The 16,279-nt window shown below is 66.8% G+C and carries 13 protein-coding genes and 1 pseudogene; 5 read left to right on the top strand and 9 right to left on the bottom strand.

What is annotated here, in order from left to right:
* Position 1 precedes the first annotated feature (1 nt).
* Entirely contained in the window at positions 2-682 is a 681-nt protein-coding gene (locus ACRDTL_RS10475) for a TVP38/TMEM64 family protein (protein WP_431506633.1), read from the bottom strand.
* On the opposite strand from ACRDTL_RS10475, the gene ACRDTL_RS10470 reads away from it, so the two are divergent.
* From ACRDTL_RS10470 to ACRDTL_RS10460, 3 genes are all read left to right on the top strand, one after another.
* The gene (locus ACRDTL_RS10470; RefSeq protein WP_431506632.1) at positions 681-2,192 is read left to right on the top strand and encodes a serine hydrolase domain-containing protein; all 1,512 of its coding nucleotides are present in this window, start codon (positions 681-683) and stop codon (positions 2,190-2,192) included. The genes ACRDTL_RS10475 and ACRDTL_RS10470 overlap by 2 nt on opposite strands.
* 95 nt (positions 2,193-2,287) lie before the next feature.
* Positions 2,288-2,701 carry a hypothetical protein gene (locus ACRDTL_RS10465; protein ID WP_431506631.1) on the top strand — a complete coding sequence of 138 codons (414 nt, stop codon included), beginning with the start codon at positions 2,288-2,290 and terminating at the stop codon, positions 2,699-2,701.
* A 29-nt stretch (positions 2,702-2,730) separates the two neighbouring features.
* Positions 2,731-3,672 carry a class I SAM-dependent methyltransferase gene (locus ACRDTL_RS10460; protein WP_431506630.1) on the top strand — a complete coding sequence of 314 codons (942 nt, stop codon included), beginning with the start codon at positions 2,731-2,733 and terminating at the stop codon, positions 3,670-3,672.
* Here the strand turns inward: ACRDTL_RS10460 and ACRDTL_RS10455 are convergent.
* Genes ACRDTL_RS10455 through ACRDTL_RS10445 form a run of 3 tightly spaced genes read right to left on the bottom strand, consistent with a single transcriptional unit; the run spans position 3,669 to position 5,215 of the window.
* A complete protein-coding gene (locus ACRDTL_RS10455) occupies positions 3,669-4,532 on the bottom strand; it encodes an NYN domain-containing protein (RefSeq protein ID WP_431506629.1) in 864 nt (287 codons plus the stop codon). The two genes, ACRDTL_RS10460 and ACRDTL_RS10455, sit on opposite strands and share 4 nt — an antisense overlap.
* A 12-nt stretch (positions 4,533-4,544) precedes the next feature.
* Positions 4,545-4,943 (bottom strand): type II toxin-antitoxin system VapC family toxin, encoded by a 399-nt coding sequence (locus ACRDTL_RS10450; protein WP_431506628.1) that lies wholly within the window; start codon positions 4,941-4,943, stop codon positions 4,545-4,547.
* Complete coding sequence (locus ACRDTL_RS10445; RefSeq protein ID WP_431506627.1) at positions 4,943-5,215, bottom strand: type II toxin-antitoxin system Phd/YefM family antitoxin; 273 nt, start codon at positions 5,213-5,215, stop codon at positions 4,943-4,945. Before ACRDTL_RS10445 ends, ACRDTL_RS10450 begins: the two co-directional genes overlap by 1 nt.
* Before the next feature lie 53 nt (positions 5,216-5,268).
* Here ACRDTL_RS10445 and ACRDTL_RS10440 point away from each other — a divergent pair, with 53 nt between their 5' ends.
* Positions 5,269-5,622, top strand: a complete 354-nt coding sequence (locus ACRDTL_RS10440; RefSeq protein ID WP_431506626.1) for a VOC family protein — start codon at positions 5,269-5,271, stop codon at positions 5,620-5,622.
* Between the two features lie 8 nt (positions 5,623-5,630).
* Here the strand turns inward: ACRDTL_RS10440 and ACRDTL_RS10435 are convergent, their stop codons facing one another.
* The gene (locus tag ACRDTL_RS10435; RefSeq protein ID WP_431506625.1) at positions 5,631-6,428 is read right to left on the bottom strand and encodes an SDR family NAD(P)-dependent oxidoreductase; all 798 of its coding nucleotides are present in this window, start codon (positions 6,426-6,428) and stop codon (positions 5,631-5,633) included.
* A gap of 79 nt (positions 6,429-6,507) precedes the next feature.
* Between ACRDTL_RS10435 and ACRDTL_RS10430 the strand changes: the two are divergent.
* Positions 6,508-7,299 (top strand): annotated as a pseudogene (locus ACRDTL_RS10430) (sulfatase-like hydrolase/transferase); the annotation flags it as partial.
* Between the two features lie 70 nt (positions 7,300-7,369).
* Here ACRDTL_RS10430 and ACRDTL_RS10425 read toward each other — a convergent pair.
* From ACRDTL_RS10425 to recC, 4 genes are all read right to left on the bottom strand, one after another.
* Positions 7,370-7,831 (bottom strand): DUF6632 domain-containing protein, encoded by a 462-nt coding sequence (locus tag ACRDTL_RS10425; RefSeq protein ID WP_431506624.1) that lies wholly within the window; start codon positions 7,829-7,831, stop codon positions 7,370-7,372.
* Positions 7,832-7,953: 122 nt separating this feature from the next.
* Entirely contained in the window at positions 7,954-9,678 is a 1,725-nt protein-coding gene (gene recD / locus ACRDTL_RS10420; protein ID WP_431506623.1) for an exodeoxyribonuclease V subunit alpha, read from the bottom strand.
* Positions 9,675-12,935 carry an exodeoxyribonuclease V subunit beta gene (recB, locus tag ACRDTL_RS10415; protein ID WP_431506622.1) on the bottom strand — a complete coding sequence of 1,087 codons (3,261 nt, stop codon included), beginning with the start codon at positions 12,933-12,935 and terminating at the stop codon, positions 9,675-9,677. Before recB ends, recD begins: the two co-directional genes overlap by 4 nt.
* Positions 12,935-16,243 (bottom strand): exodeoxyribonuclease V subunit gamma, encoded by a 3,309-nt coding sequence (gene recC, locus ACRDTL_RS10410; protein WP_431506621.1) that lies wholly within the window; start codon positions 16,241-16,243, stop codon positions 12,935-12,937. The genes recB and recC overlap by 1 nt, the downstream gene beginning before the upstream one ends.
* Positions 16,244-16,279: the final 36 nt, after the last annotated feature.

Here is a 16,279-nt window from a genome sequence, read left to right as displayed (position 1 = left end):
GTCATCCGGCGGGCGCACGCCATTTTCGGTATGCGCGCCGCGCCGCGAACGCGCCGACGACGGCGGTTACGCACCACACTGCGATCGCTGCGTATGCCAACGCAGGTGACCGATTCGCGATCGAGGCGCCCAGCGCGGTGTAGACGAAGGCCCGCGGCGCCGAACCGATAAACGCGCCAACGGCCATCTGCCACAACGGAACTCCGAACGCGCCGAACGCATAGGCGGCGAGCGCGTCCGAGATGCCGGGCACGAAGCGCTGCCCGACGACCGCCCACAGGCCCCCTCGGTCGATCAGCGCGTCGATGCGGTCGGCGCGCTTGGTTCCCAGCAGAGCCCGCGCGCTGTCTCGGCCGGCCCGACGACCGACCAGGCTCGCCACGATCGCGGTGCCCACCGTCGCACCCAGCGTCACGAAGACGCCCAGTAGCGGACCGAACAGCAGCCCGCTGCCCGCCGCCAGGATCGGGCCCGGCACGAACAATGCGCCGAGGACCGCCGACACCACGGCGTAGGTCAGCGGCGCCGCCGGCCCCGTCGCCGAGACCGCGCGCCGCACCTCCTCGACGTCGATCACGCGCTTGACGGCTACCAGATAGAACAACCCAAGAAGGAAGGCCGCGAACGCGGCGAGCCGCACGAGGTGGCGTCGTCGCGATGTCGGTGCGGAAGCGTCGTTCATGCTGACCGCGATTCTTCCGCACCGGCAGTGGCCACGACTATCCGCCCGATTCGCTACGCTGGAGCCACCTGTGCGCAAGGCCATTGCCGTTGGGATTATCTTGCTTACGCTCGCTGCGGCGTGCGCGGTCGGCTGTGCCGAGCGCACAGCAGTAACCAGTGGCCCGCACACAACGCAGGCGCCAGATGCGCCTCCCACAGCTGACTTCGCAACAGTCTCCAAGCTGATCAACGATGCCATTGCGGCAGAGCGGTTGCCGGGTGCTGTGGTGGTGATCGGGCACGCCGGCAAGGTTGTCTTCCATCAGGCTTATGGCTCGCGCAAGCTTGCCGGCGAACAGGGGCTCGATGGATCGCCTGCACCTGCAGAGCCGATGACCGAGGACACGATCTTCGACATGGCGTCGCTGACGAAGTGCCTCGCAACGGCCACTGCCGTCATGCAGCTCTACGAACACGGCAAGGTTCAGTTTGACGATCCCGTGCAGAAGTATCTGCCCGACTTCAACACGGCGAACGATCCACAACGCGCCAAGGTGACGGTTCGCATGTTGCTGACCAACACTTCAGGCGAACCGATAGACGTAAGCCTCGCAGATCCGTGGGGACTGGACCGGGCCGACAAAGCAGAAGGCATTCATCGTGCGCTCAGCACGCCGCTGCAGTCGGGTCCGGGTGCGGGTTTCCGCTACTCCGACATCAACTACATTCTGCTTGGCGCGCTGCTCGAGAAAGTCACCGGCGAGGCAGAAGACGTTTACGTTCAGCGCAACGTGTTTGCGCCGCTCGGCATGGAAGACACCCACTTTCTTCCGCCGGCCAAAGCATGTGGCCCACACACGATCAGAGGAGCTGCGATCGCGTGGGCGCCCACGCCACCAGGGCGCGTGACTTGTCCGGCAGGTACCTGGAGTATCGATATTTTGCCGCGTGTCGCACCCACGGCACTTGACGAGGAAAGCAGAGCCGATCCGGGCAAGAATCCAGATTATGGTTACCTGCTTCGGGGCACCGTGCATGACCCGACGGCACGCCGCATGGGCGGAGTGGCAGGCAATGCCGGGGTGTTCTCGACGGCGCACGATGTCAGCAGCTATGCGCAGGCTCTGCTTGATCGGCTGGCAGACCGCCCCAGCGAATTTCCGCTGAGGCAAGCGACTCTGGAGTTGATGACGACTCCGCAGCAGCCCGGGCATACCGCTCAACAACTCCAAGCAGCCAACGCCGCCGCCCGAGAATCCAAGTATCCGGCAATCAAGGGGCAAAACCTGTTCGGCTTCGGCTGGGATATCGATACGGCCTATTCCATGCCGCGCGGCAGGCTCTTTCCGATCGGCAGCTTCGGCAACACCGGCTTTACCGGAACCTCGCTGTGGGTGGACCCTGGCTCAGACACCTACGTAATTCTGCTCACGAACGCCATCCATCTGCGCGGCAGTACACCGATCTCGGATCTGCGGGGTGACGCGGCGACGGCGACGGCCCGGGCCTTGCGTCTGTACGGCGGCTGACAGCACTAGGTCAACGCCGTCGCCGGGCGGTGAACGCCTGCGCTCCAGACAATATTTGCGCGAGTGATTGCGTTAGCATCGCGGTTAGGAGGTACATGATGGACAAGGCTGTGGTGCATCCCTCGTCTGCCGTCGCCGACGCCTGGGAGGCGGCATACAAGGAGTCCGTGGTAACGCCGCCGTGGGAACAGGCACGTCACCTGATTGGGTCTGTGGGGGTGCGCTACACGACCGCCGCTCTTGGGTTGAAAGACGCCCGTACTGTTCGCGGCTGGGTCGAGCGGCAAGCCGAGCCACGCGAACATGACGTTGTCAGTCGACTCGCCGTGTTGTTTCGGGCGGTCAGGGCTATTGAATCCATCTACACCCCGACGGTAGCGGCTGCCTTTCTCAGGTCGTCGAACCCTCAACTTGACGACGAAGCGCCCTTGGTCGTGCTCTCCACTCAACCCGTTGGCGAAGCCGAACAGGCGGTGCTCGTGGCGGCACGGGCATTCCTCAAGGGGTGATGCCCACGCGCCTCACGTAGGGTCGGGGCGTGGCGAGAACCGATAACGACACCTGGGAGATCACCGAGAGTGTGGGGGCGACGGCGCTGGGGGTGGCGGCGGCGCGCGCGGCCGACACCGAGAGCGACAACCCGCTGATCAGCGACCCGTTCGCGCGGGTCTTCCTCGATGCGGTTGGCGAAGGAGTGTGGAGCTGGTACACCGCGCCTGACCTGCCCGCCGCTGTCGTCGAGGCCGAACCCGATATGCCGCTGCGGATGCGGGCGATGGTCGATTACTTCGCGTCGCGGACCAAATTTTTCGACACGTTCTTCCTCGACGCGACCAGCGCGGGCATCCGTCAGGTGGTGATCCTGGCCGCGGGCCTGGACTCGCGGTCCTGGCGGTTGCCGTGGCCCGACGGCACCACGGTCTATGAGCTCGACCAGCCCCGGGTGTTGGAGTTCAAAGCATCGACGTTGGCCGAGCACGGTGCGGAACCGGCCTGCAACCGCATCGCCGTCCCGGTGGACCTGCGCCAGGACTGGCCGACGGCCTTGCGCCAGGCCGGTTTCGACGCGTCAACACCGAGCGCGTGGTCAGCCGAGGGGCTGCTGCCGTATCTGCCGGCCGCGGCCCAAGAGCTGCTGTTCGACCGCGTTCAGGGGCTCACCGCCACCGGCAGCCGGCTCGCTGTCGAGGGGCTCGCACCCAACTTTGCCGACCCCGAGGGCCGCGCGAGGCGCCGGGAGCGGATGGATCGTGTCCGGGCGTTGATGGCGCAGGCGGACCCGCGGCGTGAGGTTCCCCGAGTCGACGAGCTGTGGTACTTCGAGGAACGCGACGACGTCGGCGACTGGCTGCGCCGGCACGGCTGGGAGGCGACGGTGACCCCGTCCGGTGAACTGATGGCCGGCTATGGCCGCAAGCCGCCCAAGATCGAGGACCCGGCCCCGTCGCACCGGTTGGTGTCCGCGCAGCGCGGGACCTAGCGGAGTCGCACCATCCGCGTCGTCGAACTCTCGTCGAGCTCCACCAGGTCCGTACGGGAGCGCAGGAAGTCACTGAAAGACTTGAATCCCAAAGACTTTTCGCTGAACGACGGGTCCATCCGCTTCATCTGCGCCTTGAGCGCGGAGTTATGCAGCCACTCGGCGTCGTCTTTTTCCATCCCGATCCGCAGCGCGCGGGTCAGCAGACCGGTGGCCGCGTCTTGCGGGTCGGGAGGTGGCGGCTCCTCAGCGTCGGCGTCTTTGGTGCGGCGGCGCTTCGGGGCGCCCTCGGCAGACGCAGGTTCGGGCACCGGAACCCCGGGCAGCGCGTCGTAGGTGACGAACTCGTCGCAGGCGGCCGCCAGCGACCGGCTCGACGAACCGGCCACCCCGACGCCCACCACGTAGCGGCCGAGCCGCTTGCAGCGCTGCGCCAGCGGGATGTAGTCGGAGTCGCCGGCCGCGATCACCACATGGGTCAGGTCGGGCAGCCGGAACATGTCCTCGACCGCGTCGACGACCAGCCGGATGTCGGCGGCGTTCTTGCCGTAGGCCGCCGCCGGGAACAGCTGCACCAGATCGACCGCACGGCCCACCAGCTGCTGGCGGTAGCCGGTGTTGACCTCGTCGGACCAGTCCGCGTAGGCGCGGGTGAGCACCAGTGTGCCGAACGACGACGCAAAGTCGATGATGGCGCCGACGTCCACGGTGGCCCGCGCCAGCCGATCCGGATACTTGTCGAGTCCCTTGGCTTTGTCCTTGTGAAACGAACTGCGGCCATTCACCTGGTCGTAGCGGGAGATCACGATGTTGTCGAAGTCGAGGTAGACCGCAACACGGCCCTCGCCGGGATCTGTCATGAGCCCAGTCTCTCAGCATCCCGGGGCAGCGGTTGGCAAGCCGACAGAAGCGGCCGCCGCGAGCATGCGTTCGTCGTAGCTGACGAACGCGGTCAACGTGGTGCCGAAAACCGCGTCCCCCGTTGCAAGATGGATCGCGTCGAGCGACCGTAGCGTGGCGTCCGGATACGCCGCGCCGGCGGCCCGGACCAGCTCGTCGACTTCGTATCGCGACACTCGAGCCAGCATTGCCGGAACCTCGGCCAGCAACGAGGGATCTACCCGGCGCAGTGCGCGGGGAAGTTCAACGTCGATCAGCGTCGACGACACCCACGGTGCCGGTGTTTGCGCGTCGAGCCAGTCAGCGAGCGCGTCACTTTCGGGTTCCCGCCGGATCAGTTTGATCAGGGCCGACGTATCCAGATACAGCATCAATAGCGCTCGGTGTCGCGCAACTCGCGGAGTAGTTGGCCGGCCTCATGGTCGGTGTGGACCGGCCCGGGGGGATGTGGCGCCGGTCCGCTGAGGCTGGCGGGATGAAGCCGTCCGGCGCTGATCATTTCGGCTAACGGATTCTCTTGGGCCGGCACCAGGCGGGCGACGACGGCTCCGCGTTCGGTGATCTCGATATGTTCGCCGCGCTTGACCCGTGCGAGCACTCCGGCGGTATTTTGATTCAACTCACGCACCGGCACCTCAGGCATGCCGGCAATTGTAGTACATTCTCGTAGTACGGCGTTTAGCGACAGGAGGAACCATGAGCGAGCACGAAGTCAAGATGATCGTCTTGTCGACCGACGACCTCGACGAATCGATCCGGTTCTACAGCGAGACCCTGGGAATGTCGCTGAAGTTCCGCGACGGCGCCCACTTCGCCGCCCTCGACGGTGGGGCGGTCACTCTCGCCCTGGCGACCGCGGTGGACCATCCCATACCCGGGCAGGTCGTCGTCGGTATCAAAACAGCTGACGTCGACGCCGCGGCAAAGGCCATCGAGGCCAGCGGTGGCGGCATCGTGAAAGGCCCGTACGACGACGCGCACGAACGCCGTGCCGTGGTGTACGACAACAAAGGCAACGGCCTGGTCTTCTACAAGCCGCTGGCCCGCTGAAAGACCCTCTAGGGCTTCAACATTCGCGTCAGCACCGGCAAGGCCAACGGAGCCGGGATGAACCGTGAGGACCCCAGGGTGAATCGCACCTGCGGTCCGCCCGGGACCACCGATCCGCGGCCGTGGTCGACGGCCTTCAGGGCGTCGGTGACCACTCGCTCGGCGGAAACCTTGACGAACCCCGGGAGCCGGCTGACCAGGACTTCGGCGTCGTTGGTCGCCTGAAACTCCGTCGGCACCGGACCGGGGCAGACCGCGGTGACCGTCACACCGCTGCCGGCGACCTCGGCGTTGACCGCCTCCGACAACCACAGCACATAGGCTTTCGCGGCGGCGTAGCCCGCGTTGTAGGGCGCCGGCTGAAATCCCGACACCGACGACAGGTTGATGATCGCGCCGCGACCGCGATCCACCATGCCGGGCAGATAGCGCAGCATCAGGTCCGCGACCGCCTCGACATCGACACGCAGCATCTGCAGTTCCTTGTCGCGACCCTCGGCGCCGAACTTCGTGTAGATGCCCAGTCCGGCATTGTTGACCAGGATGTCGACCTGCGCGCCCAGCTCGTCGATGCGTGCGGCCAACCGGTCCCGGTCCTGTGGAACCGCGAGATCGGTACCCACCGCGACGGCGTGCTCGTCGCCGCCCAGTTCCGTACACAACTTTTGCAGCCGGTCCTCCCGGCGCGCAGTGACGACGACGCGGTAGCCGCGGGCCACGAGTTGACGGGCGAATTGTTCGCCGATGCCTGAGGATGCGCCGGTGACGATGGCGACCGATCCTGCCGATGGTGGTGGAAGTGTCATGACGGGAGCCTACTGCGAAAGGGCCGACGGCGCGGGCGCCGCGACCGTAGAGTGTCCGCAATGAGCGACCCCAGCCCGGTCGATCGTCTACCCTCCGTCCGGCGCGCCGAACGTCGTCGTCGTGCTGCTCGACGACGTCGGCTTCGGGACCGCCGCCACGGTCGGCGGGCCGGTCGCAACACCGGCGCTGGACCGGGTCGCCGGTGCCGGCCTGCGCTACAACCAGTTCCACACCACCGCACTGTGTTCGCCGACGCGGGCCGCACTGCTGACCGGACGCAACCACCACAGTGCGCACATGGGCACCATCTGCGAAATCGCTTATGGATTCCCCGGTTACGACAGCGTGATACCGCAGAGCACGGCCACGGTTGCGGATGTCCTGCGCATGAACGGTTACAGCACAGCGCTGTTCGGCAAGGCGCACATCACCCCGAACTGGGAGATCGGCCCCGCCGGCCCGTTCGACCGCTGGCCCACCGGACTCGGATTCGAACGCTTCTACGGCTTCCTGGGCGGCGACACCTCACAGTACGAACCGGCGCTCTACGACCAGACCACCCCGGTCGAGCCGTACCTCGGCCGCGACGACTACCACCTGACCGAGGATCTCGCCGACAAGGCGATCGAATGGATCCGACTGCAAAAGACGTCGGCGCCCGACAAGCCGTTCTTCGTGTACTTCGCGCCCGGCGCCACACAGAGTCCCCACCACGTGTGGCCGCAGTGGTCGGACCGGTTCGCCGGCCAGTTCGACGACAGCTGGGATGTGTTGCGGGAGCGGATATATGCCCGCCAAGCCGAGATGGACATCATCCCATCGGGTGCCCGGCTGACACCGCGACCTGAGAAGATCCCCGCGTGGTCCGACACATCAGCAGCCCTAGCCGCTTTACCTCGTTGCGGCTCGAGCCGCCCTTCGTTTGGCGGTCGGGCTCTACCTACGCATTCACGACGGGATGACCGGGCGTGCCCGTAGTTGGCGGTGGTTGCAGGGGCTGTGGCCTCGCGGGAGGTTGCTTGAGGCCGGATGAAGACACGAGTACCGACAGCACGATGGCCACAAGAAGCAGCGCAGGGACATCGCCCACTAGGTGTCCCATATGGTGTCCGCTGCCGAACGATTGCGCCGTCATGATTGCGGCGTGCACGACGCTAGACCACACGGTGAACCAAATCAGGCTGAGATTGGCTTGCGGGTTTCGCGCGGCGTTGATCAAGAAGACACCCAGCGTCGCGTACACGCCAACGATCATCAAGAAGTAATTGGACTGGTAAGGAGCTCCGGAATGCCACGTCCACCCCGACGGCCAGACCACGGCCACGGGGTAGACGAGGAGAAAGACGACGCCAAAGACCACGAGTGCGATCTGAAGAAGTCTGCTGCGAGATGAAGATGCCATTGCGCGCTCCAGGTATTTGGGCGTCCCGTTTCCAGGACCGCCGAGGCGATCAGAAGGAACCCCACGGTACGCGCGGCGACTGCAGCTCAGGCGCTATTAAGCACCGGGGCGCCGAATCGGCGTCACGCGCTGAGTTCAGCCACTGACTGCAGCCGCGCCGCCAATCCGCTTGCCCGCACCGCCCGTCGCTCAATCGCCACACCGACCGCCGCCTCCGACCCGACCACCCGGACCTTGGCCTTCGCCCGAGTCACCGCGGTATAGAACAATTCCCGGGTCAACAACCGCGAATCCTCGGACGGCAGCAGCACGGTCACCTCGTCGGCCTGGCTGCCCTGGGACTTGTGAATGGTCATCGCGTGCATGGTCTCGACGTCGGAGAGCCGGCTGGTCGAAAACTCCAGCGGCCCCGTCGCACTGGCGATGACGGCACGCAGGCCGTCGGGAGCCGCAACGACAACTCCGGAGTCACCGTTGTAGACGCGCAGCCCGTAGTCGTTCGCGGTCACCAGCAGTGGTCGCCCCGCGTACCACTCCGACCACGGCGGCAGGCCGGTCTCGTCGGAAAGCCAGTTCTGCACCTGCTGGTTCCAGTGCCGCACCCCGAACGGCCCCCGCCGGTGCGCGCACAGCAGCCGATGCCCGTCCAGCGTCGCCAACGCCTCGTCGGCGGCGCCCAATACCGCGGCCTGCCGCAGCCGAACCGCGTGCGGCATCAGGATCGGACGCAACCGGTCGGTCGGGTCGTCGTCCTCGACGAACTCGATGTGCTCGTCACCCGAGCGCAACAATGACACCGCACCGCCGGCGTCGCCCGCCCGGATCGCGTCGGCAAGGGCGCCGATCGACTCGCCGAAGCGGTGCGACGTGCGCAACGCCGCCACCCGCACGCCGTCGCGCGCCGACAGACCGTCCACCAGGTCGGCCAGCACGGCACCGGCTTCCACCGACGCCAACTGGTCGGCATCGCCGACCAGGACCAGCCGGGTGTCCAGGCGCACCGCCTCCAGCAACCGCGCCATCATGGTCAGCGACACCATCGACGTCTCGTCGACCACAATCACGTCGTGCGGCAACCGGTTACCGCGATCGTGCTTGAACCTCGAGGACGTGTCGGGCCGGCTGCCCAACAGCCGATGCAATGTCATCGCCTGCAGCTCACCCAGCCGCTCGCGATCGGCCGTGTCCAGCTTGGCCACCTCGTGCTGCACGGCTTCCTGCAGACGTGCAGCGGCCTTGCCGGTGGGCGCCGCCAACCCGATCCGCGGCCGCGGCGAGCCCGACAGTTCGGTCTGCTCGGCCACCAGCGCCAGCAACCGCGCAACCGTGGTGGTCTTGCCGGTGCCCGGGCCGCCGGTCAGCACCGTGACCGCCTGCGACAGCGCGATTTCCGCCGCCTGCCGCTGCTCCTCGTATCCGGCCGGGAAAAGTCGCTCGAAGGCGGGCATTTTGGGTGTCGACCTGGACGGCAGCAGTGCGAGCAGGTCATCGCACACCTGTTTTTCCTCGCGCCAGTACCGGTCGAGGTAGAGCAAATCACCAAACAGCCGCAGCACCGGCGGCGACCCGAGTAACGGACTGGCCCGCACCGCCGCCAGCCAGTCACCGGCATCGGGCCACGGCAGGTCAGCTATGCCAACCTGCGTTTCGATCTCTGCCAGATCCACGCACACCGAACCGCCCCGCAACGCGCGTACCACCAAAGCGGTTGCCAGCGCCACTCGCTCGTCAGATTCACCGGTGAGCACCGTAAGTCGCTGCGCCACATGGACATCAGCAGCTTCGAAGACGCCCGCTTCGCTGAACGTCCGCAGCAATCCCGTGGCCGCAATCGCCTCCACCGTCACGCGGCCGACCTCCCCACGTCGAGCAGGTCCGACAACGCCGCAACCAACGAAGCAGGCGGCTTCCAGCTGAACACTCCGCCGGCCGGTGTATCGACACCGCACATGCCGCGCACGAAGAGATACAGCACCCCGCCGAGATGCACGGCGGGGTCGTAGGCCGGCTGTCGCCAGCGCAGAAACCGATGCAGCGCAACTACATACAACAGCGCCTGTAATGGATAGTCGGAGTGCAGCATGGCCTCGGCCAACCGAGGCTGGGTGTAGTCGGACGCGGAGCCACCCAGGTAGTTGGTTTTGTAGTCGACCACCAGATACCGGTCGGCAATACGTAGCACAGCATCGATCGAGCCGGTGAGATAGCCGCGCAACGACTGGTCCCCAAGCGCGGGGCCCATCAACCGGTCGGCATAGGAGGCCAGCGAATCAGAAGCCGGCAGGTGCTCGCGCAACAACATCCCCACATCCGCCAGACGAATATCGGGTGCCGCCGAACGTAGATCCCCACCGCCAAGCGGGAACTCGAAGCCGAGCTCCCGCAACCGGTGCCGTAACCCAATCTGTCGCAGCGTCACGCCGCCGGCCAGCGGGCCCAACGAGGTGTCGTGCATCGGCACCATCGCCGCGGCCAGCACATCCGGTGCCACATCGACCGGCCACCACGCCGAATGCCGTCGGATGTGCGACTCCAACTCAGTGGCCAAGTCGGGGGCGAACGGGTCGGCCGTCTCGAGCACCGCGTGCACCAGGGAGCCGAACTTTGCGCCCGTGGGCAGGTCGGCCATCGGCGACGGCACGTCCGGACCGGACACCGCCTGGGTCAACGGGATATCGCCGGCTTCGTCGTCCAACTCGCTGACCTCGGGTTCGCTGGTCACCCCGATGGTCTCCGCTACCCGGATCAGACCGGAGTAGGACGTGCGCCGCCACGTGGTGTCGATACCGCGGTGGAAGTGACGGCTGTCGAGGTTCGACGGCACCGACACGGGCGGCACCGACGGCGCGGCGACCATCACCGACTCCTCGATCACCGGCCCACCGGCGGCCTCCCACTCGCGCAACCGGGCCATCGCATCCTCGTCGGAGATCTTTGCGGGCTCACACCGGTCGGGCACGAACGGCTCCCCGGGTCGGCGGCCGCGCAGCAACCGCGACAGGCCGCCGTTGGGCTCGTAATAGGCCGGCGACCACCACGCCACCACCTGCGCCTGCGCACGCGTCATCGCGACGTAGGTCAGCCTGCTGTCGTCGCTGGCGTCCTCGCGGCGACCGAGTTCCTCGACGGTGGTGAAGTCCGGGCTGTCCTTGCCGCCGATGTGCAGGCAGCGCACCCCCTCGTCGTGGAACAGCACCACACCGCGCTCCTGGCTGGGACTGCGGTTGAACGCGAACGGCAGATACACGATCGGGTATTGCAGGCCCTTGGCCGCAAACACCGTCATGATCTGGACGGCGGTGGCGTCACTGTCCAGTCGCCGGTTGCGTTCCGTTGCGCCGCTGCGCTCGTCGCGTTGCGTGCGCAGCCAGTCGCGCAGCCCCGGCAAGCCCAGCCGCTCGCGGTGCGCGACGTCTTGCAACAACTGCGCGATGTGCGCCAGGTCGGTCATGTGACGCTCGCCGCCCTGCCAGGACAGCACGCGATCACCCATGCCCTTTAACTGTGCGGCCTCGAAGATGGCCGCGACGCCGCGTTCGCGCGCATGTCCGGCCCATTCGCGCAAAGTCTCCGCGACTCGATCGGTCAGCGCATCACCACCGGCTGCCAGCGATTCCGCGGTTTCGCCGAAGAACATCGTCGCCGCGGCCGCTCGTACCATTCCCGGGCGATGCGGTTGGTCGAATGCCTCCAGCAGACAGAGCCAGTCTTCGGAGGCATCCGAGTTGAACACGTCGGAGTCGCCGGTGTAGACCGCGGGAATACGTGCATCGCACAGCGCCTTGAAGCAGGCACTGGCATCCTTGTGCTTCTCCACGATCACGGCGATGTCGCGGGCCCGCAGCGGCTTACCGTCGAATGTCGCACCGTTGGCCAGCAGCGCGCCGATGTCGACGGCCAGGTCGGTGCCGACGTGTTCCCGCAGTTCGTCGATGGGCAAATTCTGAATACCGCTACGGCCCAGGGTAGGCCGCTGCACTACCCGCAACCGGAACGGATGGTTGCGCGGCGCACCCGCAAGCCGATGGCCTTGGTGGTACGCCTCGACGTCGTCCACCACGATCTCGGGGTCACCGAGTTGGGCGCCGCGCAACACCACCTGCAGGCGCTCGACGAGCGCGCCGTCGCTGCGCCAGTTGGTGCTCAGTGTCTTCTTGTCGCCTGCTGTCTCGGCGGCCCGTAGGTACGTCACGATGTCGCCGCCGCGGAACGCATAGATGGCCTGCTTCGGGTCGCCGATGAGAACCACCGTGGAGTGCCCGCTGAACGCGCGGTCGATCACCTGCCACTGCACCGGATCGGTGTCCTGGAACTCGTCGACCATGACGATCGGCCAGCGTTGATGCATGCGGGCCCGTGCGGGGGAGTCGTCGGTGGCCAGCGCGCCGGCCAGTCGGCTCAGCAAGTCGTCGTAGCCGAGGACACCCAGCCGCCGCTTGCGTATTTCCAGTTCGGCCAGAACGTCGTTCGCGAAGCCGACACGTACTGCAGCCGCCGAGCCGGGTTGTGGGTCGCGGGGCCGCAGCTGCGTCGACGGGTTCTTGACCACCTCGCGCGCCAGCCGCAGCGCATCGCGATAGGCCAGCGCCGGATCGTCGCGCTGCTGCCCGAAGTGGGCCAGGTAGAGGTCGTCGACGATCTCGGCGACCAACTCATCGAGGCTCTCCAGCAGCGTGACACTCGCCGCGGTGTCGCCGGCCACACCGAGCGACTTCAGCACCAGCTGGCAGAACTGGTGCGTGGTCGCGATCGTCGCCGCGTCGAAGTCGGCCAGCGCATCGCGAAGCCGCTGCTTGCGGACCGCACGCTCGTCCGCGGTGCCGTCCAGCAGATACGCCACCAACTGGTTGTCGCCGACGGTAGACGGATCATCGAAAGCCGCGACGGCATCGACGATTTGACCTCGCACACGCTCCCGCAGCTCCTGACTGGCCGCCCGACCGAACGTGATGAGCAACATCTGGTCCAGCGTCGCCGCACCCTCGGCGAGATAGCGGGTCACCAGACCGGCCAACGCGAATGTCTTGCCGGTCCCCGCGCTGGCCTGCAGGACCGTGGTCGAGTGTGCGGCCGGCAGCGGACCGAGCAGATCGAAGCGCTCCATCAGGCCGGCTTCCTCTCAGCGCGCAGCAGCGGCAGCCAGAGCCGCGCGGCATAGGCGCCGAGCCGGTTGTCTTCGCCGTCGTACTCCTCGCCCGGCCGCAGCGGTTGCATCAGGGCGGCCAGTGGCGTGTTTTTGCCCCACGCCCGCACGTGGGCAGGCGCCTGGTCCTCAGCGCCGGGGTATCGGTCGCTGGATTTCCATCGGTAAAGGGACTCTTTTACCGGATCGTCACCGCAGCGCCGGGCGACTGCCCAGGCATAGGACGTCTTGATGGGCAATGGAATCGGTTCGCGGCGGCCGGCGTCGTAGATCGCGACCAGCTCACGCAACACCTCGACGGCTTGATGATCCGGGCCGTGTGGCCGTCCCAGCCCCTCCACGCGTGGAGTGGTGCCTCTTTTGAGACGGCCGATACACACCGCCGACCAGTCGCAGCCTGGATCATGGGCGATCAACGCCAGCAACGGAATCCAGGACTCGAGCAGGTGTTTGCCGTCCAGCCTGGAATAGGTCACCGACACCAGGCGCTGCCCGTACACCGGCGACACCGTGCCCGTGAGGCGTCGCCCACAGCCGAGATCGATGTCGACGTCATAGGCCTGCGCGTCGGCCTGACGATGTTGTCGTGCCGCGGTCGCCAGCAGGTCCGCCTGATCGCGAATCTCGGTTGCCTTGCGCCAACCCAGCTGACCGGGCGGAAGAGTGCCGCGGCGCCACTCCGCTTGCCGCGCGTCATCGCGGGTCATCCCGCGCAGGATGTCGCCCAGCATCCGGTCGCCGACCGTCCACTCCTCGAGGCTGTTGATGTCGACCGGCATCGCGTCTTGAACACCGTCGACGTCGCGCGGCAGCGTGAATTCCAGCGCGCTGAAGAAGCCCTTCACCGGGTCTTTGAAGAAGCCGACGAGATCGGCGAGGATGACGTCGTCACGCGGCGATGGCGGCAGCGGTCCGGAAATGAACTTGGGCTGCTCGCTGTGTTCGCCGGTGGCCACCCGCGCCGCCCGCAAAACGGTCGGGTCGAAGCTGAACGGAACTTTCGGCACCAGCTCTCCGGGGATGACGTTGCGAACGTCGAACGGCTGCAACGGATGCTCGATGACGATGCGCTTGCGAATTTTGTGTGGCGTAGTCATGTCGAGACTATCCAGCAGTTCGGCCAGCGGCACCGCGGGTGGGCGCGGCTGGCCCGAGTACTCATTGGCGCCGGTATAGGTGATCACCAGTTTCTCGGTGGCCGCGCCGATGGCGTCGAGCAGCAATTGCCGGTCCTCGGAACGGATGTCGCGTTCTCCGGTCATCGGGTTGCGGGCCAGTACGTCGTCACCGTCGACGACACCGAGGCGCGGGAAGACCCTGTCGTCGAGGCCGACCAGGCAGACCACCCGGTGGGGCACCGAGCGCATGGGCACCATGGTGCAGACGGTCAGGGTGCCGGTGCGGAAGTTGGCCCGCGTTGGGCGCCCGGCCAGGTGTCGGTCGAGCAATGCCCGGATATCGGGCAGCCTCAAGACCGTGTCAGCGCGAGAACCGGCCTGCGCCAACACCTCGGCGAACTCACGCTGCATCTGGGTGGTCTGCCACATGTCGGAATCGTCGATGCTCGTTAACAGGTTGATTCCGTCGGCGAGGGCGGCCAGCCACTCACGTAACGGCCGAGCGCCACCGAGTGAGTCGATCACATGCTGTAGCCGGTCGACGAATTCGGCCAACTGGCCGGCCAATTGGACGCGGTTGCTGCTGACGTCATCGAGTGGCAGTGTGGCGTCGATCCAGGCATGCGCGTCATCGGACATCGCAACGCCGGCCAGTATCCGGTCAAGGCCGAAACGCCAGGTGTTGTGGACGAAGTCGACGTAATACGGCCGCCGATGCTGCTGGTCGAAGCCCCACCGAATGTTCGCCTGCCGCACCCAGCGGGTGATGTTCTCCAGATCGTCATCGGTGAAGCCGAAGCGTGCGCGCACCGGCGCGGCCTGCGCGAAGTTGAGCACCTCACTGGCCGTCACCCTGCTGCCGGCCAGCACCAGCAACTGCGAGGCCACGCCGAGCAGCGGGTTGGTCTGGATCAGCGAGCGGTCCGCGAGCTGCACTCTCAATCGATGTGCAGGGTGGGCACCCCGGACCATGTCGCCGAGCCCGAAGTCGGCGACGATCAGCGGCGCGTACGTTTCGATGTCCGGGCACATCACCAGGATGTCGCGCGGCTCGAGCGTCGGGTCGTCTTGCAGGAGGCCGAGCAGGACTTCGCGCAGCACATCGACCTGACGGGCCGGGCCATGGCAGTTGTGTATTTGCGCGGAGCGGTCATCCACCGACAGCTTCCGCCCCTGTGGCCGAATAGCATTGGCGGCGATATCGGACTGCAGCCAGCCGAGCAGCGTGTCCGGATGCACGTGATCACGGAGGCCGTGCAGGTATTCGTCGGTCTGTAGTTCTCTTGGCAGACCGCGTTGAAGCTCGCGCAGGTCTCGTCCGAGCGTCGCCAGCAGCGGATGGCCGACTTGACGGTGGCTGGTGTCCTCGCGACGGGGGATCGGGCCGTGGGTGCCGACGAGCTTCTGCCACAACTCGTCGCTGGGATGCGGCAGCCACAGGTGCAGCTCGTGATGGGTGGCCAGCGGGTCGAGCAGCTCCACCTCCGTGCAGGCCAGCCGGGTGTGCCCGAACAGCGACAGCCGGGCCGGCAGGTCGGCCGGGCCTTCGCGCAGCCGGGCCAGGGTTTTCTGGTGACGGATGTGTGGGGGATCGGCGTCGGTACGCGCGACCAGCCCTCGCCACAGTTCCGGCTGCCAGGCCAGGTCGGCGTCGAGGTCACCTACATTCCCATCCAGCCAGTCGACCAGCAGCTGCGGGCGCTGCCGCGCGTAGGAGGCGAACAACCCGGCCAGCCGGCGCGCCACCGAATAGCGGCGGCCCCGGCGTAACTCGTCATCGTCGAAGTGACCCAAATGCGTTGCCAGCGTCCGGCACCACGGCTCGTCCAGCGAACAGTCGATGACCTCCAGCAACGGCCAGGTCATCGCCTCCGGCGACCAGGGATCGTCGTCGACCGTGCCGGTGATCGCGGCGATCAGCGACGCCGGGCTGCGGAACGCCACCCCGGCGCACACCCCGTCACCGCTCGCACCTCCGGGCCTGCGGCCTAAGACATGCGAGAGTCGTTGGCTCAGCCAGCGCTCCACCCCGCGCGCCGGCACCAACACCAGTTCCTCGGCGAACGGGTCGGGCAGCGGGTCGGCCAGCAGCGCGCCGAGCCCGTCGGCCAGTAGATCGGTGCGCTCGGCACGGTGCAGATGAAGGCCCATCGCGGGCCACCATAGACGGCCCCACCGACACCTGCC

The sequence above is a fragment of the Mycobacterium sp. genome (assembly GCF_050700595.1).
GTDB lineage: Bacteria > Actinomycetota > Actinomycetes > Mycobacteriales > Mycobacteriaceae > Mycobacterium.
Note: the sequence above shows the minus strand (reverse complement) of the source record. Positions and strands in the feature narration are given on the sequence as shown.